The organism is Ureibacillus thermosphaericus (assembly GCF_012396605.1).
Lineage (GTDB): Bacteria > Bacillota > Bacilli > Bacillales_A > Planococcaceae > Ureibacillus > Ureibacillus thermosphaericus.
Window position 1 is genome coordinate 18,068 of sequence record NZ_JAAXPW010000029.1, and the last position, 22,094, is coordinate 40,161.

Sequence of the window (22,094 nt, forward strand, 5' to 3'; positions counted from 1 at the left end):
GATTTGCGTTATGTTATTGTATGAAAGAACATGTAAATCTGACAAAACAAATTCAAATTAATTAAAGAAGCTGGGACAAAACTTAAAAACATCATTTTCTCTTTTGAGAAGGGTAGTGACCCCTAAAAGTTAGAGTCAAAATCTAACTTTTGGATGCAGAACCTTTCTCTTTTAGAAAATGATGTTTTTTTTCTCTTCTAGTAATTTCTATAAGAAGTCAATTAACTTTCAATTATGAAAATAAACAAAAACTCGTAATATTTACCCAAGTATCATTTCATTCCTTACATATTCTATTTTCAGATAAATAGAAAGGAGGAGTATTTTTGAGTCGGCGTAATCGAAGTTTAGACTCCATTACTAACCAGAGTGTGAATCTTTTAATAGATAGTGTCCTAAAAAGACACGGAGTAAAACTAAGAAAGCCAAGATTAAGCGCACAAGAAAAAAGAAAGTTAAAAAATTTACTAATGGATTTAGAAAGTAATGTGAACAAACTAGTAAAAACAATTAAAAAATAGCAATCTACTGTCAAAAAGGAGGAATGAATGAATGGGTAACAGCAAAGTATGGCGTGGAAATATGCCTTCTGTTGAAGGTATTGATATGACGAGAAGAAATGAACATAGAAGATGGAGTGCTTTAGACCCTTCCTCTGCACATCCATTAGATCGTGATATGAATAATTTGGAAGGTGCAATCGAAAATATCCAAGAATCATATGAGCAAATTATTGTCATTGATTCAGCTGATGTAGAAATCACTACAACAGATACGCAAGCAGCATTATCTCTTCAAGTTGCATTGCAAGCTGCAATTAGCTTAGTTATTAGCATTTCAATAGGTGGCAGCAGCAGAGATGCTGAAAGAATCACACAAGAATTAATTGCCAATGTAAAATCAAAACAAATCAATAGACAACAAACTTATGTTGAAAATTCTAGAGGTGTAAGAATTACAACTACTGATAATGATTTAATTGTTAACATTCAATTATTACTACAAATTTTAATTGCTTTACTAGTAAGAATTGATGTTCTCTAATTTCTAAAATAAGGAAGTAGCAAAGTTAAATATGAAATAAAACATTTATAAAATGAAAGTGCAGCACTTTGCTAACATCCGCAAAAGCTGCACTTATTTATTGCAAGTGAATAGAAAGAATTTACTTCAAATGGGTGAAGTTAAAAACGGGTTTACTGATCTTCAATTATGATATAAGTTGCTTTTATAGGTCCGTGTACACCAACAATTAACACCATTTCAATATCGGCTGAATTGCTTGGGCCCGACATAAACAATATACACGAAGGAATTTGTTCTCCCTGTTCAACTTGTTTATGAAAAATTTGTGCCGCTTGTGTTATCCGTGGAACAATTGTACTTTTTGGTATAAGCACGATTGTTTTTTCTGGCAATAAATTTAATGAACGTCCTCTATTTGGATGACTATATAGTACGACAGATGCGCTTTCAGCTAACGTCATTTCACTAATTAATATCGCTATACTCGCTTTTTCTGCTAGTTGGATATTTTGTTCGCGATTTTGAGGATGCCATTCGTATATTTCGATTCCCTTAGACTGCCATGACTTAAACACTTCTGTTAAACCAAAATATTTGAGTCGGTCATCTTTTGGGATCATTACTGAAATACCACCATAATCCTCTACTACTTGTTGCAATGTGCTTGCTAAATTCGCAGTCGTCGTTTGCAAACAAACTGTATGGATATTATGGCATTGTTGTTTTAACACGTCTATTAGTTCTTCTTGAGTTGCATGATTTAAGATTTGAAATTGTGGCAAGTGTTTCCATACTGGCCGTTCTACTTTCGTTTTCATAGGACGGCCAAGATGTTTAGCAATATTCATTAAAAATGATTTTCGATTAGTTATAGTCATCCTTGCTCCCCCTTTTGTCTTTCTTTTAGCCAATTGCGAAAGCTTTCTTTATTTGGTGCAGGAAAATCCCGATCTTCTGTCCATGCTTTCAATGGTCTAGGGCCGCTAGGAATTTTATCTTCCTTTACAAAGGGAGACATCATTGACGATGCAATTTTTGTTGCTGTACTAAAGAGATGAGGGCTAGAAGCACCAAAACCAAACGCTCTCATTAATAATCGTTCCGAGATGGGAGCCTTTCCTTCTTGTTCTACTATTTTCTGACGATGTAAATGCAATAGTTTGTGTAATGGAATTTTTACTGGACATACTTCCGTACAAGCTCCACAAAGAGTTGAAGCATATGGCAATTCTTTGAAATCGGCATAGCCTCCAAGAAGCGGTGTTAATACAGCTCCAATTGGACCTGAATAAATTGAACCATAACTATGCCCTCCAATATGTCGATATACAGGGCAAACATTGACACAGGCTGCACATCGAATGCACTGTAAAATCGGTTGAAAATCTGTACCTAATATTTTGGAACGTCCATTATCAACAATGACCAAATGAAATTCTTCTGGTCCATCAGATTCTTCTTCCCCTTTTACGCCGGTAATCATTGTAACATAACTGGATATTTTTTGGCCAACTGCACTCCTTGTTAATAAACTGACTAACACATCTAATTCTTCAAAAGTAGGTACAATTCTTTCCATTCCCATAACAGTAATTTGGATTTTTGGTAAAGCCGTAACTAAATCGGCATTCCCTTCATTTGTCACAAGGGTCACCGTTCCACTTTCCGCTACTGCAAAATTGCAGCCGGTGATCCCGATATCAGCAGTTAAAAATTCTTTACGTAACTTTTCACGAACGTAAAGAGCCATTTCTTCAGGTTTTTCGGAATTTTTATAACCGATTTTTTCAGCAAAGATGTCTCGAATTTGATATCGGTTTTTGTGTAGTGATGGCGCAATAATATGGGAAGGAGGTTCATGATTTAATTGAATAATATACTCTCCAAGATCCGTTTCAATTACTTCACAACCTGCTTCTTCAAGTGCCGCATTTAAATGAATCTCCTCAGTCACCATGGATTTCGATTTTACAATTTTTTTAGCCTGTTTTTGAATTGCAATATTCTTTATATATTGGGATGCCTCTTCAGCTGTTTCAGCAAAAAATACATGTCCACCACGTTTCAAGACATTTTCACTTAATTCATATAGATAAGCATCTAAATTATCAAGCACATGTTTTCGTATTTCTTCACCATGAGCTCGCCATTCTTCCCAATTTTCTAATTCATTCACTCGTTCTTGTCGACGGGATTGAAATCTATTTTGTGCAGATGAAATTGCCCCGCGCATAAATGAATCATTTAAATTGTTTTCTACCCGATCTTTAAATTGTTCAGCGCTTGTTTTCATTGCCATTTCTAAATCCCCCTATCGACAATTTAATACTTCTGCTATGTGCATAATGCGAATCGGTTTTCCTAGGCGACTCATACGACCACCAATATTCATAAGGCAACCAGCATCCGCACCGACTAATATATTTACTTCTGTCTCTTCAATGTCACGTACTTTTTCATCTACCATTTGTGTAGAAATGTTCCCCATTTTCACTGAAAATGTCCCGCCAAAACCACAACATCGCTCTTTTCCAGAAAGCTCAATATACTCCAACCCCTCTACATTTTTTAACAGTTTGATAGGTTCTTCTCTAACGCCAAGCAATCGAGTCATATGACAAGAAGTATGATATGTAGCTTTACCTTTCAATCGTGCACCGACATTTTCAACTTTTAACACATTGACAATAAATTCCGTTAATTCAAAGGTTTTATTTGCTAATTGTTGAGCTTTTTCTTCCCACTCTTCATCTCCTTTAAAAATGTGGGGGTACTCTTTAAACATGTATGCACACGAACCGGATGGGGCAACGACATACTCAGCTTGCTCAAAAGCTTTAATCATATTTTTCATTGCATTCTTGGATTGTTCAACATAACCGCTATTATAAGCAGGTTGACCACAGCATACTTGTTCAGTCGGAAATTTTACTTTACAACCAAGTCTTTCTAACAATTCCACTGTCGATTTCCCAACATTTCCTTGAAACATATCGACAAGGCAAGTAGCAAATAAGGAAACTTCCATATTCATCCCCCCCAAAAAACTGCTTTTCATTCTTTCATCTAAAACTTTCTATTAATAGAAAAAGCTATATTTTATAATAGATATGCTTTCAACACCTATAAGTATGACTATTTCAACGATTGAGAGAAATCAATTGTTGCCTCAAATTATGTAAAAAAAAATCGGGATAAACCCGAAAAACAAATTGATATATTAACGCAATGTGAGTGAATAGCTTTCTATGACTGGAACATTTAATTGTTTATCAAGATGTTTTGCAACTGAAGCAGTACCTAATACTTTACCGTAAATCTCCACCTGATCGTTTATACTGACCATATGATCCTGTTCTTTTCTTTTTACATAAACCACTTGATTTTTGTATGGTTCCGGTGACATGTCAATCAAAATATAATCACTGCCATCTAAAAGAAACACTTTTCCAGAGAATTTAACTAATTGATTCCTTTGGCTGCCATAACGTTCAAAAGCAATGTGATACAACTTGTCATAATCTACTTCAATGGCATTATTTTTTAAAAAGTTAAGAGAGTACGAATCAATAACTGTATGATCACTCGACTCATTCGTCAATGCAATCATCATTAGCATTCCTATCAATAGTCCACCTTGAATTAAAATAGATTTCATTGCCTCTCCGAAACCACTTTTTGAAAATGTCAACATGATATAATACATTCCAAAAAATAAATGAATCAAAAAGATGGTTGTGATGACCCCATTGACACTTCCTTCTTCTCCTCCAATAGAAATAAAACATGCAATTCCCATTATGATAAGTTCTAGGATTACAATAACTTTTACATTTTCAATAAACTTCTTCCATTTAGAAGCACCATTATTGTTCATATTAAGTGTCGTTGATTGACTATCTTGGTATCGATGGCCACATTTTATACAATAAAAAACATGATTGCTATTTTCTTCATGACAAGAAGGGCATATCCAATACATTTTATAATTTTTGATATCCTTTTTAAAAAAACCACATTTAAGGCAATATGTCGCATGACTATTATTAGAATGATTGCATTTTGGACAATTCCATTTAGGCAAAGCCAACACTTCCTCATAATCATTTATAATATAAACACCTAGAATTTACAGATAAATCTGACATTCTCCACTAAAAGAAAAAGGCAAGAATGAATAGAATCCTTGCCTCTTTACATCTTTACTTCAGTTTATTTATTTTCAATACATCTTTCAACAAATTCCCATCAGAAGGAGATTGTATTGCCCAAACCTATTCATAACCCTAATTATTTTACAATATCTATAAAATCAATTTGTTTTTCAAATTCATCCAGCAATTGCCGCACCTCATTTGAAGATTTCGTGTTCATTAACCGATTTCTTAATTCACTTGCTCCACGGAAACTTTTTACATAAATTTTAAAGAAGCGATGAAGAGCAGTAATGGAGCGCGGAATTTCTTCAATGTATTGATCATGAAGATCTAAATGGTATCTTAGTAAATCTAAATATTCCTGAACACTATGCTCTCTCGGCTCTTTTTCAAACGCAAAAGGATTTTTAAAGACTCCTCTCCCAATCATCACCCCGTCTACTCCGTAGCGTTCAACGAGTTCAAGGCCTGTTTGACGATCAGGAATATCTCCATTGATTGTTAAGAGCGTCTCAGGAGCAATGCGATCACGAAGCTTCTTAATTTCAGGAATAAGTTCCCAATGGGCAGGAACTTGACTCATTTCCTTTCTTGTCCGCAAATGAATCGAAAGGTTTGCAATATTTTGTTTGAGGACATGAGTTAGCCATTCTTCCCACTCGTTCACATTTGTATATCCTAGTCTTGTTTTAACACTAACAGGAAGTCCTCCCGCTTTAGCAGCTTCGATTACCTGACTCGCCACATCTGGACGTAAAATCAGTCCGCTTCCTTTTCCTCGGGAAGCTACATTCGGGACAGGACATCCCATGTTAATATCAACACCTTTAAATCCTTGTTCCGCCATACCTATACTCATTTGTCGGAAGTATTCAGGCTTATCTCCCCAAATATGGGCTACGATTGGTTGCTCATCTTCGGTGAATAATAAACGCCCACGTACGCTTTTTTGACCATCTGGATGACAATAGCTATCTGTGTTTGCAAACTCTGTAAAAAATACATCCGGTCTACCTGCTTTGCTAATAACGTGGCGAAACACAACGTCCGTTACATCTTCCATTGGAGCTAACACAAAAAATGGCCGAGGTAAATCCAACCAGAAATTTTCTTTCATTTAATACTCAATTCCTCTCATGATGAATAATCTTTAAATAGTTATTTAATCATTTATTTACTCTTATATCATGATTTTAAACTGTTTAACAAACATAAGAATATAATTAAACGTTCAATATATAAATGGATTCATATAAAAATATAACTCTTAATACATCTCTGTTATATAAATATAATATAAATTACATGAAAGAAAAAAGTCTGTCTATTTAACCTTTCATGCAAAGCAATTGAAAAAAGAGCTTCTCATAGTGCAACACTACGAGAAACTCCCCTTAATTTTTAATATTTAAATGTAGATATAGCATTTTTTAATTCTTCTGCCATTGATGAAAGGGATTGGGCTGAAGCCGAAATTTCCTCCATTGAAGCCAATTGCTCTTCTACTGAAGCTACTACTTCTTCTGATGTTGCAGTGTTGTTTTGTGCCACAAGTACAATATCATCTAATTGTGCCGTTACATCTTGTATAGCACTTGACATTTCTTCAACTGCCACAGAAACTTCCTCCATTTGTGGCGAAATATCTTTCGTTGTTTGGAGTATATGATTAAATTTCTCAACTGCTTCGCTTGTAATCTCTACTCCGTTCTCTACGTCAGTCGTAATTCGCTCCATCATTTTTACGGTATTATCTATATCATCTTGAATCTTCTTAATAATTGTATATATTTCCTTCGCTGAAGCTTGTGTCTGTTCAGCAAGACTCCTTACTTCTTCCGCTACAACTGCAAATCCTTTACCATGCTCACCTGCACGAGCCGCTTCAATGGCAGCATTTAATGCTAATAAATTCGTTTGGTCCGCAATATTTGTAATGACGTTCAAAATTTCACTTATTTCTTTCGAGCTTTCATATAAAGATTGAATTGTATCTTGTGATTCACTTACAGATGAATGAATCGATTTCATTTGTGAAACGGTTTTCGCTACCGCCTTACCGCCTTCATCTGCCTCAACAATTGCTTGGCGGGAAAGATCTGTTACTTTTGATGAACGTTCAGCAATGTTACTAACTCCGTTCGATACTTCCTTAAAAATAAGGGATACCTTATCAACGGAATTTGTCTGTACTTCCGCATTTTTTGCTACATCTTGGATGGAAACAGATACTTGCTCAGACGCTGCATTTGTTTCTTGTGAACATGCAGATAGTTGTTCTGCAGTGGCCGCAACATTTCCAGCCGTATCATCTATTTTTTGAGTTAGTGTACGAAGACCATCTATCATTTCGTTAAAAGCATTTCCTAACTTTCCGACAATATCATTGGTTTGTATTTCTGCGTACTGTGTTAAATCTCCGCGACTAACATTAACAGCTAATTGGCCTAATTGTTTAATCGGTTTTGCAATTGATTTAATAACCAACATTAAAGCAACTAGCCCAAATAATATGGAAAGAATCCCCACAATCAACGACGTATGTAAAATAGGTGAGTTTGCTTCGTTAATCTCTTCTGTATAGATAACTCCGCCTATTTTCCATCCAGTCAAATCATTAGTTATGTAGTCCAAAATAATGGATTTTCCATTAAAAACTTCATTTAATTGTCCTTTACTTTCTTTGTATAAGTTGTCATACAGTGTGCCTTCTGCTACGCTGCCTAATTCAGCGGTAGGATGTGCTAAATATTTTTTATTTTGGTCTAATATAAATCCATATCCTTCTTTACCAATTCGAATGTTCTGCACTACTTCTTGCAGTTTATTTAGGTTAATATCAATCCCTACAACGCCGGTACCATCATCTATTGTTTTTGAAAGAGTGATTACCATTTCACCAGTACTTGCAGCAACGTATGGTTCAGAAATTATTACTTCCCCTTTCCGTTCCATTGCCTGCTTATACCAATCTCTTTCTCTAGCATCGTACCCTTCAGGCACCCCTAGCTCAGCCGGCTCCATTACATATACTCCATCTTCATTACCTGTATAGACAATATCTACTTCTGGATGTGTCACTTGATAAAATTTTAATAACTTTTGAATTTCAGGGCTACTTGTTTCCCCGTATTGATTAGCTGTAATGCGATCAGCCAATGCTTCGATATCAAGGATTTTCGGTTGAATTGCATCTTCAATTGCACTATTCAGTATTTCTACATTTTCATTCACACTATTTAATATTTGATGTTCCAACTCATCCTTAGCAGTTTTAAAAGAAAATAATCCAATCAATAAGACTGAAATGATTAATATTGTAGTAAAAGAAGAAAGTAATTTCACATGAAAATTGCGAATACTAAACTTACTTATTTTTGAAATATCTTTCACTTTGCTACCTCCTTTATATTTATTTAAAAAAATAAGGAAAGCAGAATAGGTTTTGAAATCACTAAACTTATTCCATGTATTTAAACCTATCAAGGCTATCCATCACATTATGAACTCATTTAGTAGAACTGGGAGGAAATAATCACTTAGAGCTGTAATAATTAAATTATTTTATTAAAATAATTCTTGATATCTACCATGTGTAAACAAACTTTATAAAAATTGGATATTTTTAATAAAAAAAATAAACGAAATAGTAAACTGGGACAAGGTAATGGTTCCTTGTCCCAATGCAAATATTGGCTCAATTGGATTTATTAAAACCTACAAATACCGTATTAGTATTTGTCAAAGAAGGATTGAATCTCTTGAGGATCATTCGTCACAGTTAAAGCAAGCATTAATAAAATACGTGCTTTTTGAGGATTTAAAGAGTCAGAAGTAATATATCCTTCTTTTGGTGAAACCGTTCCTGTACCAACACGAGAAGATAGTACTACTTTTACACCTTTATTCATTGCATATTTTACACCTTCAACGGACTTTGCTGATAATGTTCCATCTCCAGGTGCTGCAACAATAATCCCTTTTGCTCCGTTTTGTACAGCAGCTTTGTACATGTAAGTTGGGCTGTTTTGATATCCATAAATAATATCAACTTGTGGCAATTTTTTAATTTTTGAAATATCGAATGGTGTTTCAGTTGTATGTAGACGTTCTACATTATTATAGTAATAAGGTTTTCCAGCAACGATTGCTCCTAAATATCCGTTTTCAAAAGATTTAAATGCGTCAGTTGCTGTCGTATTTGTTTTCGTAATATTTCTTGCAGAAGCAATACGATCGTTAAGTGTTACAAGAACACCTTTTCCTTTTGAACTTTCATGACTAGCTAATAAAACAGCATTATACAAGTTGAAAGGACCGTCTGCACTCATTGCTGTTGCAGGACGCATAGCAGCTGTTAAAACTACTGGTTTATCACTTTTTACTACTAAGTTTAAGAAGTAAGCAGTTTCTTCTAGTGTATCAGTACCATGCGTAATTACGATTCCATCTACATCATCGGAAGCTAATAATTCATTCACTCTCTTACCTAATTTAAGAAGAATCTCATTTGTGATATCTGTGCTGTCAACTTTTACAATTTGTTCACCTGTAATATTTGCAAGCTCCTTCATTTCAGGAACTGCTTCAATTAAAGTTTCAATACCTAAATCACCAGATTTATATCCAGTCGTCTGTGTTGATGAAGAACCTGTACCTGCAATCGTTCCCCCAGTTGCAAGAATCACGACATTTGGAAGTTCTTCTTTTTGTTCATTATTATTTTCATTATTGACTGTTACATTTTCGTTATTTGCTTTTGCAGAAAAACTAGATGCAATAGCAGAGATTGCAACAATAGCTGCTACAAATAAAGCAACATAAAGATAGAAATTTTTCTTCATTTGCTTAACCTCCAATAAAGTTATCTAACTTAAATCCCTATAATGAACCAAAAAAAGATTAATTTAAATAAGGTCACAGTTAGTAAACAGTAGCCTCCAAAATTAGCACACCCTATTCAAATTAATCTCACTCATTATTTCGACAAAACAATAAAATTATTTAGTTATAATATTATATTTTCAATTTTTACTAACTTCTAAATTTTCCCAATCTTCTTTTTTCCTAATAATACATTTTTCCCCAAAAATAATAACGACGAATCTGCTTGGAGAGTCGTCGTTTAGTCGATTTAATTCGATAATTCAATTGGTAAAAAATCAGGCAATCTACGTGGAGGTTTGTCGAGCATAATCTGTTCCGGTTTAATACCTTCCTCTAACAACACCTGAATGTTTTGTTTAAGGAAATCATCACTGCCGACAACATAGTATAGGCCATTTTTATCTGTAGAAAGCTTTTTTATTCTATCATAATATTCTTCACGGTTATCTACAAAATGAGCGGTGAAATTTTTATCATGATTTGTTTTAAAAATATTAGTAAATAAATAGTTTTTTGAAGAGTCAATGTTCAAGGAATGAATTTGCGGAACATTTTCTGGTTGCTCAAAATATTTCAACACGATTGGTCTGAAAGTTGCTAAACCTACCCCTGATGACAATAGGTAAATGTTTTTATTTTCTCGTCTAAGCGGCACATTGGAATGAGTTTTAAAAATCGCCACTTGATCTCCAACTTGTAGATTTCTTAAAATCGCTTTAAACTCTGAGCACTGTTGTCTAATACGTGTTGTAATACCAATCGCATTTTCATTCGGCAAAGTAGATATTGACATATGACGGACTAGACTTTTGTTTGGCTTTTCTCCGACATTAAAACCTTCAAGAGCTAAGTGAAGATGAGCCCCTTCTTCCCAAGAATATCCTTCAGGAATTTCAAGGAAGTAGGTTTTTATATCAGGTGTTTCATCAACGATTTTTTTAATTTTGATCCAATGAATTTGCATTTAAATTCTCCTTACTCATAAAATGTTTGCTATTTTAAATATACAACAAATGAAAATCATTCTCAATTAATCTTTCAATAGAAAATGTTTACTATATAAGTTATGAATATATTCAGCTTTTTTTGTAAAAAAAATAGTAGTAAATTCCGTATATAAACATGTGTATATCAAAAAAACATCATTTTCTCATTATCTAAAGGAGAAAATGATGTTATCTCACTCTCTTATTTTGGAGAAACAAGAATTTTTATTTGCTGTTTATCGTTAACCAATGTTTCAAATCCTTCTTTCACAATATCATCAATTTTTATACGTTTTGTAACTAATTTATCAGCAGGGAAGTATCCTTTTGTCATTAAATGCATCACTGCCGGGAAAATGTCTCGATATGCGATAATTCCTTTTACAGTGCGTTCTGATAACACAATGTTATTTGGTTGGAGTGATGCTTCTTTTTCCCAAATAGAAACAATTACTGTTTCACCCTCAAATGTTGTTGAATCAATGGCTTGTTTTAATACTGCTGGTACACCTGTTACTTCAAAGGCAACATCTACTCCACCATTTGTAAGCGCTTTAATTTTATCTACTACATCTTCTTCTTCAGCAGGATTCATTACAGCAGTTGCTCCGAGTTCCAAAGCTTTCTCTCTGCGCTCTTTTGAAAGTTCAACTGCATATACCTCTGATGCTCCTGCCACTTTTAATGCTTCAATTACTAATAAACCAATTGGTCCCGCACCAAATACAACCGCTTTATCTCCCGCTTTCAATTTACTCATACGAACTGCATGTAACGCTACTGCAGCTGGTTCTACTAAAGCACCTTGCTCAAGTGATAACCCTTCTGGCATTTTGTGCACCCAACGTTCATCCACTACAGTATATTCTGAGAAGCCTCCACCGCCTCCGGATAGACCATGGAACCCCAAATGTTTACAAATATTATATTTTCCTTTTAAACATGCTGGACATTGACCACAAGCTAAAATGGGTTCTACTACCACTTGGTCTCCTACTTTTACCTTTGTAACTCCTTCACCTACTTCAACAACTGTTCCTGAAAATTCATGTCCCATTATAATTGGAGCCATTTCTTTACTTATCGGATGAGGTTTTTCAACAGGAATGAAAATTGGACCCGCCACATATTCATGAAGATCACTTCCACAAATGCCTGTCCACGCAACTTCGATTTTTACACGTCCTGGTGTTACTTTAGGTTCATTAATGTCTTCTACACGAATGTCTTTTGCATTGTACCAAAGTGCCGCTTTCACGAGTATCACACTCCAATTAAAATATTCACTACCAAAAAGTAGTAATTATATTTTACAAAACATTCCAATGATTATCTGTGGATAGAATGTTAAATTTTTTTATATTTTTTAAAATCATTGTTCTCAAGGAGGCATGAAAAAACTAACTGAAAAAATGAAAAAACAGACGGTTACTTAACATGCTTGTAACGCATTTTGAGTAATCGTCTGCTTTACTAGTACATAACTATTACATGCTCTTACGAATTTTTTCGATATTGCGATTCATCAATTTACGAATGATATTTCGATAAAACCATCTTTTAATGGGTGTTAATTGCTGTTGATATTTTTCAAAAAATTCATCAGGCGAATTAAACAAACCGAAATCATGTTTTATGCCTTCTTTTTGAATATAAGTATCATTGCCATTCCACTCTATTGGTGGATTTTGAAAGTTATCGATGGCAACACCATAGCCACAAAAACTTGTATGACATTCAGAGAACTTTTCCTGAAGCTTTTTCAAATATTGACGATCCAAAATAAAACCCTCAATATTATACCAATGCCCCTTATACTGAACCTCAACCCAGCTATGAATAATATATTGGGGAGCTAGCTTATAAATAAGCCCTGGTATTGCCCCTTTTTGTAATTTCTTATCAATTGTAAAACCATGCATCCGGCAAGGTATCCCAACGCCTCTTAGAAGCGCCATAAATAGTGTCCCTTTTGTATTGCACTGCCCGTAACCATCTTTTAACACTTCAGTGGCAGAAATCGCATCATCTATGTTATAGCCAAATGCTATTTCATCACGCACAAAATTGTAGATCTTCTTAATCTTTTGGAAATCATCTACATTTGCCCATCCCCTCTCCTTTATTAATTTCTGTATTTGGAAATGCTTATAATTCAACATTGGAGTTTCTTGTAAATATTTATTCATAATGTAGCCCTCCCTTGGACTACACCTTATCAAATTACATATCAATAAACTTTCAAAAACTTGCTATCTTTTAAAATATTTGAAGCAGACATCCCAGTCATTAGTTTATGTGTGTATGCTAGATGTGATGGACTATCAAAGCCAGCATGGAGAGCAGCTGTCGTGATGCTATCTCCATTAAAAATGGAATCATATGCTCCTTGAAGTTTATGCAACAAAATATAACTTTTTAAGGGTATACCTGTTTCTTCTTTGAATAAATGTGATAAACGACTTTCAGAAAGACCAACTTTTTTTGAAAGACTCTTGATTTGATGGAATTCATCTTCGTGCATACAATCATCAAATAAATTCAAGATTTTTATAATTCGATCATCAAAATTTTTCATAGGAATAGTAGAAAACTGCAAAATAACACTCTGAGCAAAAGAAAGAATAGCATCTTGATTCTTTTGGTCCAGTGCATGTTGAAAATTCTTTTGCATAAGTTTCGTTTTGTTTAGCGGAAAAATGTAATAAGGCTTTTCATTTAACATTTTTCTCATCCTACGCCCTAGTTCTGTCGTAGGATCAACTAAAACCGTAAAATGAGGAGTGCTATCTGCGTTAAATTTATGCATTATATTCATATTGATAAGAATCGCACCACAGTGAATCTGCTGTCCGTTCACTTCAATTGTTAAGCCGTTTTGGCTGCCGAGAAACATTTGCAGTAGCCAATGTTTATGGCAATCGGCATCTATATTTTTTGATATAGCTATGTAATTTCTACCAAATTTCATTATATAGTTCATTACTTTGCCTCCATCATCCTCTAATAATGAACAAATACGAATCTGCTTTATTGATTCAGGAAGATTTGAATTATGTATAAAGCTTTTTCCATGTCCAGTATCACTTGATAACAGAACAATCTCAGGCCATTTATTAACCTTCTTATAATGTACAGTGAATTTTTTTCATTTGTTTATCGCATATTACTCATATAATAAATGTTTTCCATTCACCAATCCATTGACATCTATATATAACTCACCTATTATTAAAATTGATTAAACTTATTTGAAAGGTAGGAATTATATGAAAAAACTTTTTTCAGTATTAAGTCTAATTTTATTACTAGCGCTTGTAGCATGCTCAAACTCAAATGATTCTTCTAATAAAACTGAGCAAACTACAGAAGAAAGCAGTTTATTAGAGACGATTAAAAAAGAAGGAAAATTGAAAATTGGAACAGAAGGCACATATGCTCCATTTACCTTCCATGACGAATCAGGCAAATTAACTGGTTATGATGTTGAGGTAATAGAAGAAATTGCTAAACGTTTAGGGGTTGAACCAGAGTTTTACGAAACACAATGGGATGCAATGTTTGCTGGTCTTGATTCAAAAAGATTTGATGTGATCGCTAACCAAGTAGGTATCAATGAGGAGCGTTTAGAGAAGTACGATTTTTCTGTGCCTTACACAAAATCCAATGCTGTATTATTAGTTCATAAGGATAATGATGAAATTCAATCTTTTGAAGATATTAAAGGTAAAGTAGCTGCTCAAACGTTGACAAGCAACTATGGTAAACTTGCTGAATCTTACGGAGCTAAAATAGAAAAAATCGATGGTTTTAACCAAGCAATTGATTTAGTGATTTCAAAACGCGCAGATGGTACTTTTAATGATAAAATTTCTGCTTTAGACTTTTTACACCAACGCCCAGAAGCACCTATCAAAATGATTGATGAAGCAAAAGACGTTTCTGAAAATGCCTTTGTATTCCGTAAAGGTAACGAAGAATTAGTGGAAGAATTCAACAGAATCTTAAATGAGATGAAAGAAGACGGCACGTTAAAACAAATTTCAGAAAAGTGGTTTGGTGAAGATGTATCTTAATTCAATTTTTCATAATCCGGAACGCCTAGAAAGATTAATAAACATTGCTAGCAGTTCTTTTGTCCCTCTCCTTGAGGGAGCAATTACATATACACTACCATTAACAGTAATTACATTTACAATTGGATTAGTCATTGCGTTTTTCACAGCTTTAGCAAGAATCTTTGGAAATAGATTTTTGCGCGGAATAGCGCAAGGGTATGTATCAATTATTCGTGGAACTCCACTTCTTGTACAGTTGTTTATCATATTTTACGGATTACCGACAGTAGGGCTGACAATCAGCCCTTTTCCATCAGCTATAATTGGGTTCTCTTTAAATGTTGGTGCGTATGCATCAGAAATTATTCGTGCTGCAATATTATCAATTCCGAAAGTACAATGGGAAGCCGCTTATTCTATTGGGATGACTCGATCTCAAGCAATCCGTAGAATTATTCTTCCACAGGCAACAAGAGTGGCAATCCCTCCGTTATCAAACTCATTTATTGGATTAATAAAAGATACATCATTAGCATCTCTCATTCTTGTAACAGAGATGTTTCGACGTGCTCAAGAAATCGCAGCAACGAACTATGAATTTTTATTCGTTTATTCGATTGCAGCATTTATTTACTGGGTGATCTGTTTTATCTTTTCAATTATCCAAGGGAAAATTGAAGGTCGACTTGATCGCTTTGTAAAAACAGTTGGAGGAGTTAGATGATTAAAATCAGAGGTTTACAAAAGTCATTTCATGATCAAGAAGTCATCAAAAATATCGATTTAGACATTTCACCCGGAAGTGTCGTTGTTATTATCGGCCCATCTGGTTCTGGTAAATCGACTTTTCTTCGTTGTTTAAACGGCTTAGAGATACCTAATAATGGAATTATTGAAATTGACGGATTACAATTAGATTTTTCAAAAAAAGTGACTCAAAAACAAATTATAGACTTAAGACGCCGTACTGGAATGGTATTTCAAAACTATGCTCTTTTCCCGCATTTAACTGTAATTGAAAATATTATTGAAGGATTGATAACAGTTAAAAAATTACCAAAAATTGAAGCGATTAAAATCGGAGAAAAACTATTAGAAAAAGTCGGACTCCTAACTCATAAAGACTATTATCCTTCACAACTATCAGGTGGGCAGGAACAACGGGTAGCCATTGCTCGTGCACTTGCTATGGACCCAAAAGTAATGCTATTCGATGAACCGACATCCGCACTAGATCCTGAACTCGTAAACGAAGTATTAAAAGTAATGAAAGATTTAGCAAATGAAGGTATGACGATGGTTATTGTTACCCATGAAATGAAATTTGCTGAAGAAGTCGCCAATGAAGTAGTATTTTTTGATGAGGGCGTAATCATTGAACATGGTCCACCATCACTTATTTTCCATAATCCAAAAAAAGAAAGAACGAAAAAGTTTTTAAGTCTGATTCAATAATCGTTTATGATACTTGCGACCATATATTTGATTCAAAATTTAATCTATTGAAAAGAGACATGTGACATTAAACCTTTCACTATTTACATACGAAGTTTTGTCACCCGTCTCTTTTTTTAAATTGCTTATATTTTCTCTGTGTTCCTCCCTCTATTAACATTTACAGAAATTGATAATGCTTTTTTTCACAAATACCGATGACCTTGAGTAATCTAGGAAAGAACTGTTATTTCATTCACCGGGAGGATCGATATAATATGAATCCTTATAATTCAAATGGTTCTTTCTCATATCCACTCAGCTCTTCCTATCCACAACCATATACCCAGTATTCCGCACCACTGAGACACTTTTTATCTCAACAACAATTCTACCCCGATCAACGATGTATAAGTAAAAACGAATCCGATTTTATGGCCATGAACCGTTTACTTTGGCTTGAACATGTCAACTGGACACGAATGACCATTATTAGTATTGTTTTCCAGTTACCGGATTTACAATATGTACAACAACGACTCTTACAAAATGCAACCGATTTGGGCAATTGTTTGCGTCCTTTTTATGGTAATCAAATTGCAGATTCCTATGCAAAGCTTATTCAAAGTCATTTAGTTATTGCAGCTGAGCTTGTAACAGCAGCGGTAAAAGGGGATACTGCTGCAGTGAATGCTAAAGAGAAAGAATGGTATCAAAATGCTGATGCAATCGTTCTATTTTTAAGTCAAATTAACCCATACCTATCAAGAAATATTCTGCAAGAAATGTTTTATTCACATTTAGAGTTAACGAAAAACGAAGCTGTGACGATGATTCAAAAAAACTATCAAATGGATATCGAAATTTTCGATGAAATTGAAGGGGAAATTTTAACTATGTCAGATTATATCGCAGCGGGGATTGTTATGCAGTTTTATTATCGTTTTCAATGTCCATATATTTATTAAATTAAAAGCTTCAAATCCTAATCCTTGGATTTGAAGCTTTTTATATTTATTATTTTGAATTCCTTAGTTATTCATTGAAATCTCTTCATTATTTATAGGTATTGGATACTTAACCTCAGAAAAGTTTTTGATTAGTAGTTCCTCTTTGACCATTTGTCCGGTTACTTTATCATATGTCTTTCTCCAAATTTCATTTTGACGATAGTTTTTTCCGTCCTTTTGTAAAAATTGATGGTTTCTTTCTTCGATATGGTAGGAATATGGCATTTCTTCATTACTAAAAATAGCACCTTTTAAATGTTTATCTGTTACCCATACTTTTATTTGGAAAGATTGGTTAGTTGGATTATAAAAACGTAAATCTACGTAGTTATAAAAAACACTTGCTCCGCTTCCAAAAGGCAGTGTCCTCCCGGAGTCAGGAAACGGGTCAAAACTATGGTGATGTCTTTCAATAACAACGAGAGGAGTATGTAAAGCCATCCAATAAAGTAAATTAGCAAGCTGGCAAATTCCACCGCCAATACCCGTTTTCACTTCTCCCATTTTGAGCTGCATGCCTTCAATATAGCCCTTTTCTTTTGATGTTCGACCAACTAGTTTCCAAAAAGAAAAAATTTCACCCGGTTTAATAATCACACCATCAATTTCACCTGTTGCAATTTTTAAGTTTGTAATTTTATTTTCTTGTAACTGAGGATCGCTATTTCCTAATTTCCTTCTCAATAAGGATTGATGTTTTTTACAAGTGAATGGAAATGTATTCGTTAAGTCCCTTTGCTTTGCAAATCGATTTCTGTCTTTTAAATCTGTTAATGTTCTAAAAAGTCTTTTTTGCTCGATTCTTGCATGATAAAAAAATGGATGAATTTCAGATAGTCTCAAAATGCTTCCTCCTTAAACACCTTAAAATAACTGGTAAAAAAATCACATTCAAACAGCTCCATATTTCCTTGCTATAATTTAAATCTAACCACGAAAACTCATTCTTTTTTCATAAGACCACCCCCAACTTATGTATTAGATGAATTTCAAAATAATAAAGCTTCAAATCCACACGTTTGGACTTGAAACTTTAAGTTAATAAGTTCCAATAGTGCCATTTTATAAATTGGACTCTTTAAACCATGTAAAAGTTTCAAAAGAAATTGGCTAAAACAAAAATAATTGCACAATATAAATCAGCTGATATAATCATCAACCAATTATAAATAAAGATTAACTTTGCATTTATATCCGTTGTTAATACAGATTCATCTTTAATTTGTGTCTTCGATGAAGCAGCATCAACAGTCTTGTTCCTTTGCCTTAAATTAGGATTTTGATAATCAGCCTTTAAAAATCCATATTGAGGATTGACAATCGACAATATTTCCCTCCTCTGTAAAAGCCTCATTCATATAAATATGTTTGTTTAAATTAAAGCATTCTACATGTGACTAATTGATTTTATTATTGGGAGTTCTACGGTGTTCACTTTTTGTGCTACCTTAAATATGGAGAATTTTCGTTAAGGATGTGTAAAACTATGGATTTTTCAAATAAGACGGTGATTGTAACCGGCGCTGGACAGGGCATTGGAAAAGGAATCGCTTTGCTTTATGCAGAAAAAGGTGCAAATGTTGTGATAGCGGATATTGATGAAATAGCCGGATTAAAAACAGTTGATGTAATTAAAGAAAAAGAGGGAAACGCGCTTTTTGTAAAAACCGATGTAAAAGATGGGGATGACATCATCCGCTTAATGGAAATTGCAAACCTTACATTCGGTCAAATTGATATTTTAATCAATAATGCAGGGAAATCAGTATTTAAGTCCCCTTATGAATTGTCAATCGAAGAATGGGACGATATTATCAACACCAATTTACGAAGTGTTTTCTTAGCATCAAGGGAAGCCGCAAAATATATGCGAAATAATAAAGAAGGCGGCTCCATCGTTAATATTGCCTCCACACGGGCCATTATGTCTGAACCGAATTCAGAAGCCTATGCAGCAACAAAAGGTGGAATTGTTGCATTAACTCATGCGCTTGCAGCATCATTTAGTGCAGATCGGATTACCGTGAATGCTATTTCGCCAGGTTGGATTGAAACAGGCGATTATTCCCAATTACGCAAAATTGATCACGAGCAGCATTTATCAAAACGTGTCGGAAGACCAGACGATATTGCGCGCGCTTGTCTCTATTTAACAGCGAAGGAAAATGATTTCGTGACAGGCATTAACCTTGTTGTGGATGGTGGAATGACAAGAAAAATGATTTATGAGGAATAGCAAAAACTAAAAACAGGCTGGGACAAAACTAGCTTCAAGATAGGAAAACGAGAATTTGATCCAACTCAAATTCTCCTTTTTCCATTTCTCTCCATTATTTTTGGTCAGTTGATCTTTGTTGGCCGTGTATTTTCGTAAATTCACAGCCATTAAGGCAATTCCGATTTCATTTTCCACCTTCGATTTTCCTAGTACGGAAAATCGAGTGAAACGCAAATTAGCCTTCAAGAATCCGGTCCTTTTGCACATTTAATAAATAAAATAACAGAATGAAACTGTCGAAACCAATCTTATTTTAAATTAAAGGTTTTTTTTCTTTAAATGTTTTTCAGGATTCAAATCTTCTAAATACCATGTAAGAGGAACTGCGAAATTGTCTTTCTCTAATTCTGTTACATTATTGTCTCCACTGGCATCAACTAAGAAAATTTTTTCCTCTGATTCTAAACCAAAAATATTTTCTGATGAAACATATCCCTGTAAACTAGTATATCCTATGAAATTACTTCCATCTTGAGATAATGACTTGTTCAATCCTTTAATAGCATGAGTGATTCTGTCGCCATTACTGTCTATTGATCTTGCTTCCAATTCTTCAATATTAACATTGTATTTTTCAGTAATTGTTTTCACTTCATCAAAACTTAATGGTTCAGCAAAAGTAACTGTGACTGCAATGTCATTGATTTTTTTATTAGATTTTAATTTCTTAGTTATCTCTTTTTGTTTTGATTTATATTTTGTAATCCCATCTTCTGTTGGTTCAATAGCTTTATATTCAGTAATGACTTGAGAGTCAGATTGAGAATTTGTAGTACTTGTTGTATTAGATACCGGCACAGTTGTACTAGCTACTGCTTTTAGACTTTTTGTTATTTGAGGTTGAATAGAAGCAACTTTACCTTGGTTATCACCATAAGTGAATGTGTGCTGTACTGTTGAAGATTGAGTGCAGTTGTTATAGTCCAAAATACCTTTTTTGCTCATGGCAAATTGAGCTTGAATTCTGCCGCTATCTGTTGATTTACCTCCACGATTATCAAGCCATTTAGTTGTCATATAATAAGCTTTATCAGCAACGACAGTCCCTAGTGCAACCACTTCTGATTCATCATCAGCTCCCCAGAGATTATTATCTTCAATGTCCACTTTGGGATTTGGCAGATTAGTAAGCACCTCCCATGCGGAAATTTTTAAGGATGAACCATCAGGAATAGCAGTTTGATCCAAAGTCACATATGCATTATATCCTGGACAGCTTCCGCCAGTGCCATTGCCTTTGTTGTAACTGATTATGGAGCTGACATTATAACTATCAAACTTGAAATCAATTCTCGTTTGTAAGAAATTTCTTGAGTCGTAATACGTAGTTGCTGTACCAGTTCCCGACTTTGGAACATAAGATCCGTAATTATAATTACTGTAACTCCATGCAAAAGCATGATTTGTAGCTAAACTGAATAACATGATGACAGTCACTGCTACAGTAAAAAATGTTTTTTTCTTCACCAAAATACCCCCTATTCCTTTGAAATAATTCCATAAATATCAATATATACCAATGATTAGGTTATATGTAAAGAATAATATCCAAAAATTCTTAATTTTGTAAAAAATATTTAAATTGTTTGAAAAAATCTAATTTTATTTTTTAAAAATTATTTTTTTTGTTAAAATTGAAACTACTATATTGGGAGAGGGGAAAAAAGGATGAAAAAGAAAAATTTGATTATACTGGCAGTTATAAATTTTATTATAGTCTTTGCATTATTGATTGATAATTCAGGGTATGTTGAATTTAATGAAATCATAATGCTGGCTATTTCCTTTGTATTTTTTGTTATTTTGATAGAATCTATAAATTCAAAAAGAAGATTCAAATTCGTTATCAATACACTCATCTACATTGCATATTTGATTATAATCATGCTCGCTGATTTGACTGTTGATCATTTCATATTTTCTTTTAAAGATATTGTATACGATGGTAGACCTTTAACTCTATTAGAAGAAATTGCTGAATATAAAAATGATATGTTGGTAATTACTTTGTACATTATTGTTCCATACATTATTTTGTATTTCATCGTTTACACAATTAAATTTTTCAACAAAAAAAAACTAGCTTCAAGATAGGAAAAAGGAGAATTTGAGCCAACTCAAATTCTCCCTCTTCCATTTCTCTCCATTATTTTTGGTCAGTTGATCTTTGTTGGCCGTGTATTTCCGTAAATTCACGGCCATTAAGGCAATCCCCATTTCATTTTCCACCTTCGATTTGCCTCGGACGGAAAATCGAG

Annotated in this window: 22 protein-coding genes and 1 pseudogene; 8 read left to right on the top strand and 15 right to left on the bottom strand. The window is 33.9% G+C overall.

Features of this window, described 5'->3' with window-relative positions; genetic code table 11:
• The first annotated feature begins 326 nt into the window (after window positions 1–326).
• Window positions 327–521: a hypothetical protein gene (locus tag HF990_RS11220; protein ID WP_016839163.1), complete on the top strand. Its 195-nt coding sequence runs from the start codon at window positions 327–329 to the stop codon at window positions 519–521.
• 79 nt (window positions 522–600) lie between these two features.
• Window positions 601–1,044, top strand: a complete 444-nt coding sequence (locus HF990_RS11225) for a spore coat protein (RefSeq protein ID WP_408647331.1) — start codon at window positions 601–603, stop codon at window positions 1,042–1,044.
• Between the two features lie 152 nt (window positions 1,045–1,196).
• Here the strand turns inward: HF990_RS11225 and HF990_RS11230 are convergent, their stop codons facing one another.
• The 11 genes from HF990_RS11230 to HF990_RS11280 all read right to left on the bottom strand — a co-directional run bounded on the left by HF990_RS11230 (window position 1,197) and on the right by HF990_RS11280 (window position 14,039).
• A complete protein-coding gene (locus tag HF990_RS11230; protein WP_096549654.1) occupies window positions 1,197–1,904 on the bottom strand; it encodes a LutC/YkgG family protein in 708 nt (235 codons plus the stop codon).
• Complete coding sequence (locus HF990_RS11235; protein ID WP_168412616.1) at window positions 1,901–3,325, bottom strand: LutB/LldF family L-lactate oxidation iron-sulfur protein; 1,425 nt, start codon at window positions 3,323–3,325, stop codon at window positions 1,901–1,903. Before HF990_RS11235 ends, HF990_RS11230 begins: the two co-directional genes overlap by 4 nt.
• A 12-nt stretch (window positions 3,326–3,337) precedes the next feature.
• Window positions 3,338–4,054: a (Fe-S)-binding protein gene (locus HF990_RS11240; protein ID WP_168412617.1), complete on the bottom strand. Its 717-nt coding sequence runs from the start codon at window positions 4,052–4,054 to the stop codon at window positions 3,338–3,340.
• Window positions 4,055–4,246: 192 nt separating this feature from the next.
• Window positions 4,247–4,903, bottom strand: a complete 657-nt coding sequence (locus HF990_RS11245; RefSeq protein WP_221302140.1) for a hypothetical protein — start codon at window positions 4,901–4,903, stop codon at window positions 4,247–4,249.
• Window positions 4,904–5,316: 413 nt separating this feature from the next.
• On the bottom strand, window positions 5,317–6,300 hold the full coding sequence (locus HF990_RS11250) for a tRNA dihydrouridine synthase (RefSeq protein WP_168412619.1): 984 nt from the start codon (window positions 6,298–6,300) through the stop codon (window positions 5,317–5,319).
• Window positions 6,301–6,584: 284 nt separating this feature from the next.
• A complete protein-coding gene (locus HF990_RS11255) occupies window positions 6,585–8,576 on the bottom strand; it encodes a methyl-accepting chemotaxis protein (RefSeq protein ID WP_168412620.1) in 1,992 nt (663 codons plus the stop codon).
• A 338-nt stretch (window positions 8,577–8,914) separates the two neighbouring features.
• Window positions 8,915–10,027, bottom strand: a complete 1,113-nt coding sequence (locus tag HF990_RS11260; RefSeq protein ID WP_016839154.1) for a type II asparaginase — start codon at window positions 10,025–10,027, stop codon at window positions 8,915–8,917.
• A gap of 290 nt (window positions 10,028–10,317) precedes the next feature.
• Entirely contained in the window at window positions 10,318–11,034 is a 717-nt protein-coding gene (locus HF990_RS11265; protein ID WP_016839153.1) for a hypothetical protein, read from the bottom strand.
• Window positions 11,035–11,258: 224 nt separating this feature from the next.
• Window positions 11,259–12,314: a 2,3-butanediol dehydrogenase gene (locus HF990_RS11270; RefSeq protein ID WP_168412621.1), complete on the bottom strand. Its 1,056-nt coding sequence runs from the start codon at window positions 12,312–12,314 to the stop codon at window positions 11,259–11,261.
• Between the two features lie 229 nt (window positions 12,315–12,543).
• Complete coding sequence (locus HF990_RS11275) at window positions 12,544–13,245, bottom strand: transglutaminase-like domain-containing protein (RefSeq protein ID WP_168412622.1); 702 nt, start codon at window positions 13,243–13,245, stop codon at window positions 12,544–12,546.
• A gap of 41 nt (window positions 13,246–13,286) precedes the next feature.
• Window positions 13,287–14,039: a helix-turn-helix transcriptional regulator gene (locus tag HF990_RS11280; RefSeq protein WP_168412623.1), complete on the bottom strand. Its 753-nt coding sequence runs from the start codon at window positions 14,037–14,039 to the stop codon at window positions 13,287–13,289.
• Window positions 14,040–14,325: 286 nt separating this feature from the next.
• Between HF990_RS11280 and HF990_RS11285 the strand changes: the two genes are divergently transcribed.
• From HF990_RS11285 to HF990_RS11300, 4 genes are all read left to right on the top strand, one after another.
• Window positions 14,326–15,132 (top strand): amino acid ABC transporter substrate-binding protein, encoded by an 807-nt coding sequence (locus HF990_RS11285; protein ID WP_168412624.1) that lies wholly within the window; start codon window positions 14,326–14,328, stop codon window positions 15,130–15,132.
• Window positions 15,122–15,838: an amino acid ABC transporter permease gene (locus HF990_RS11290; protein WP_168412625.1), complete on the top strand. Its 717-nt coding sequence runs from the start codon at window positions 15,122–15,124 to the stop codon at window positions 15,836–15,838. Before HF990_RS11285 ends, HF990_RS11290 begins: the two co-directional genes overlap by 11 nt.
• Window positions 15,835–16,569, top strand: coding sequence for an amino acid ABC transporter ATP-binding protein (locus HF990_RS11295; protein ID WP_168412626.1), 735 nt, complete (start codon window positions 15,835–15,837; stop codon window positions 16,567–16,569). The genes HF990_RS11290 and HF990_RS11295 overlap by 4 nt, the downstream gene beginning before the upstream one ends.
• Before the next feature lie 257 nt (window positions 16,570–16,826).
• Window positions 16,827–17,516, top strand: coding sequence for a hypothetical protein (locus HF990_RS11300; protein ID WP_168412627.1), 690 nt, complete (start codon window positions 16,827–16,829; stop codon window positions 17,514–17,516).
• Window positions 17,517–17,579: 63 nt separating this feature from the next.
• Here HF990_RS11300 and HF990_RS11305 read toward each other — a convergent pair whose 3' ends face one another.
• Window positions 17,580–18,401, bottom strand: coding sequence for a VanW family protein (locus HF990_RS11305; RefSeq protein WP_168412628.1), 822 nt, complete (start codon window positions 18,399–18,401; stop codon window positions 17,580–17,582).
• Between the two features lie 253 nt (window positions 18,402–18,654).
• On the bottom strand, window positions 18,655–18,885 hold the full coding sequence (locus HF990_RS11310) for a hypothetical protein (RefSeq protein WP_168412629.1): 231 nt from the start codon (window positions 18,883–18,885) through the stop codon (window positions 18,655–18,657).
• Window positions 18,886–19,044: 159 nt separating this feature from the next.
• On the opposite strand from HF990_RS11310, the gene HF990_RS11315 reads away from it, so the two are divergent.
• Entirely contained in the window at window positions 19,045–19,794 is a 750-nt protein-coding gene (locus HF990_RS11315; protein ID WP_168412630.1) for a glucose 1-dehydrogenase, read from the top strand.
• A 6-nt stretch (window positions 19,795–19,800) separates the two neighbouring features.
• Here the strand turns inward: HF990_RS11315 and HF990_RS11320 are convergent.
• Both HF990_RS11320 and HF990_RS11325 read right to left on the bottom strand, forming a co-directional pair.
• Window positions 19,801–20,028, bottom strand: a pseudogene (locus HF990_RS11320) (IS5/IS1182 family transposase); the annotation flags it as partial.
• 66 nt (window positions 20,029–20,094) lie between these two features.
• Complete coding sequence (locus HF990_RS11325; RefSeq protein WP_168412631.1) at window positions 20,095–21,303, bottom strand: hypothetical protein; 1,209 nt, start codon at window positions 21,301–21,303, stop codon at window positions 20,095–20,097.
• Window positions 21,304–21,504: 201 nt separating this feature from the next.
• Between HF990_RS11325 and HF990_RS11330 the strand changes: the two genes are divergently transcribed.
• Window positions 21,505–21,930: a hypothetical protein gene (locus HF990_RS11330; protein WP_168412632.1), complete on the top strand. Its 426-nt coding sequence runs from the start codon at window positions 21,505–21,507 to the stop codon at window positions 21,928–21,930.
• The last annotated feature ends 164 nt before the right edge of the window (window positions 21,931–22,094 follow it).

Excerpts from the sequence above, each read along its gene's own strand:
- HF990_RS11315 (WP_168412630.1), top strand. The coding sequence starts at position 19,045 with ATGGATTTTTCAAATAAGACGGTGATTGTAACCGGCGCTGGACAGGGC.
- HF990_RS11265 (WP_016839153.1), bottom strand. The coding sequence starts at position 11,034 with ATGCAAATTCATTGGATCAAAATTAAAAAAATCGTTGATGAAACACCT.
- HF990_RS11290 (WP_168412625.1), top strand. The coding sequence starts at position 15,122 with ATGTATCTTAATTCAATTTTTCATAATCCGGAACGCCTAGAAAGATTA.
- HF990_RS11245 (WP_221302140.1), bottom strand. The coding sequence starts at position 4,903 with ATGAACAATAATGGTGCTTCTAAATGGAAGAAGTTTATTGAAAATGTA.
- HF990_RS11275 (WP_168412622.1), bottom strand. The coding sequence starts at position 13,245 with ATGAATAAATATTTACAAGAAACTCCAATGTTGAATTATAAGCATTTC.
- HF990_RS11295 (WP_168412626.1), top strand. The coding sequence starts at position 15,835 with ATGATTAAAATCAGAGGTTTACAAAAGTCATTTCATGATCAAGAAGTC.
- HF990_RS11235 (WP_168412616.1), bottom strand. The coding sequence starts at position 3,325 with ATGGCAATGAAAACAAGCGCTGAACAATTTAAAGATCGGGTAGAAAAC.
- HF990_RS11300 (WP_168412627.1), top strand. The coding sequence starts at position 16,827 with ATGAATCCTTATAATTCAAATGGTTCTTTCTCATATCCACTCAGCTCT.
- HF990_RS11330 (WP_168412632.1), top strand. The coding sequence starts at position 21,505 with ATGAAAAAGAAAAATTTGATTATACTGGCAGTTATAAATTTTATTATA.
- HF990_RS11285 (WP_168412624.1), top strand. The coding sequence starts at position 14,326 with ATGAAAAAACTTTTTTCAGTATTAAGTCTAATTTTATTACTAGCGCTT.
- HF990_RS11230 (WP_096549654.1), bottom strand. The coding sequence starts at position 1,904 with ATGACTATAACTAATCGAAAATCATTTTTAATGAATATTGCTAAACAT.
- HF990_RS11280 (WP_168412623.1), bottom strand. The coding sequence starts at position 14,039 with ATGAACTATATAATGAAATTTGGTAGAAATTACATAGCTATATCAAAA.
- HF990_RS11250 (WP_168412619.1), bottom strand. The coding sequence starts at position 6,300 with ATGAAAGAAAATTTCTGGTTGGATTTACCTCGGCCATTTTTTGTGTTA.
- HF990_RS11260 (WP_016839154.1), bottom strand. The coding sequence starts at position 10,027 with ATGAAGAAAAATTTCTATCTTTATGTTGCTTTATTTGTAGCAGCTATT.
- HF990_RS11240 (WP_168412617.1), bottom strand. The coding sequence starts at position 4,054 with ATGGAAGTTTCCTTATTTGCTACTTGCCTTGTCGATATGTTTCAAGGA.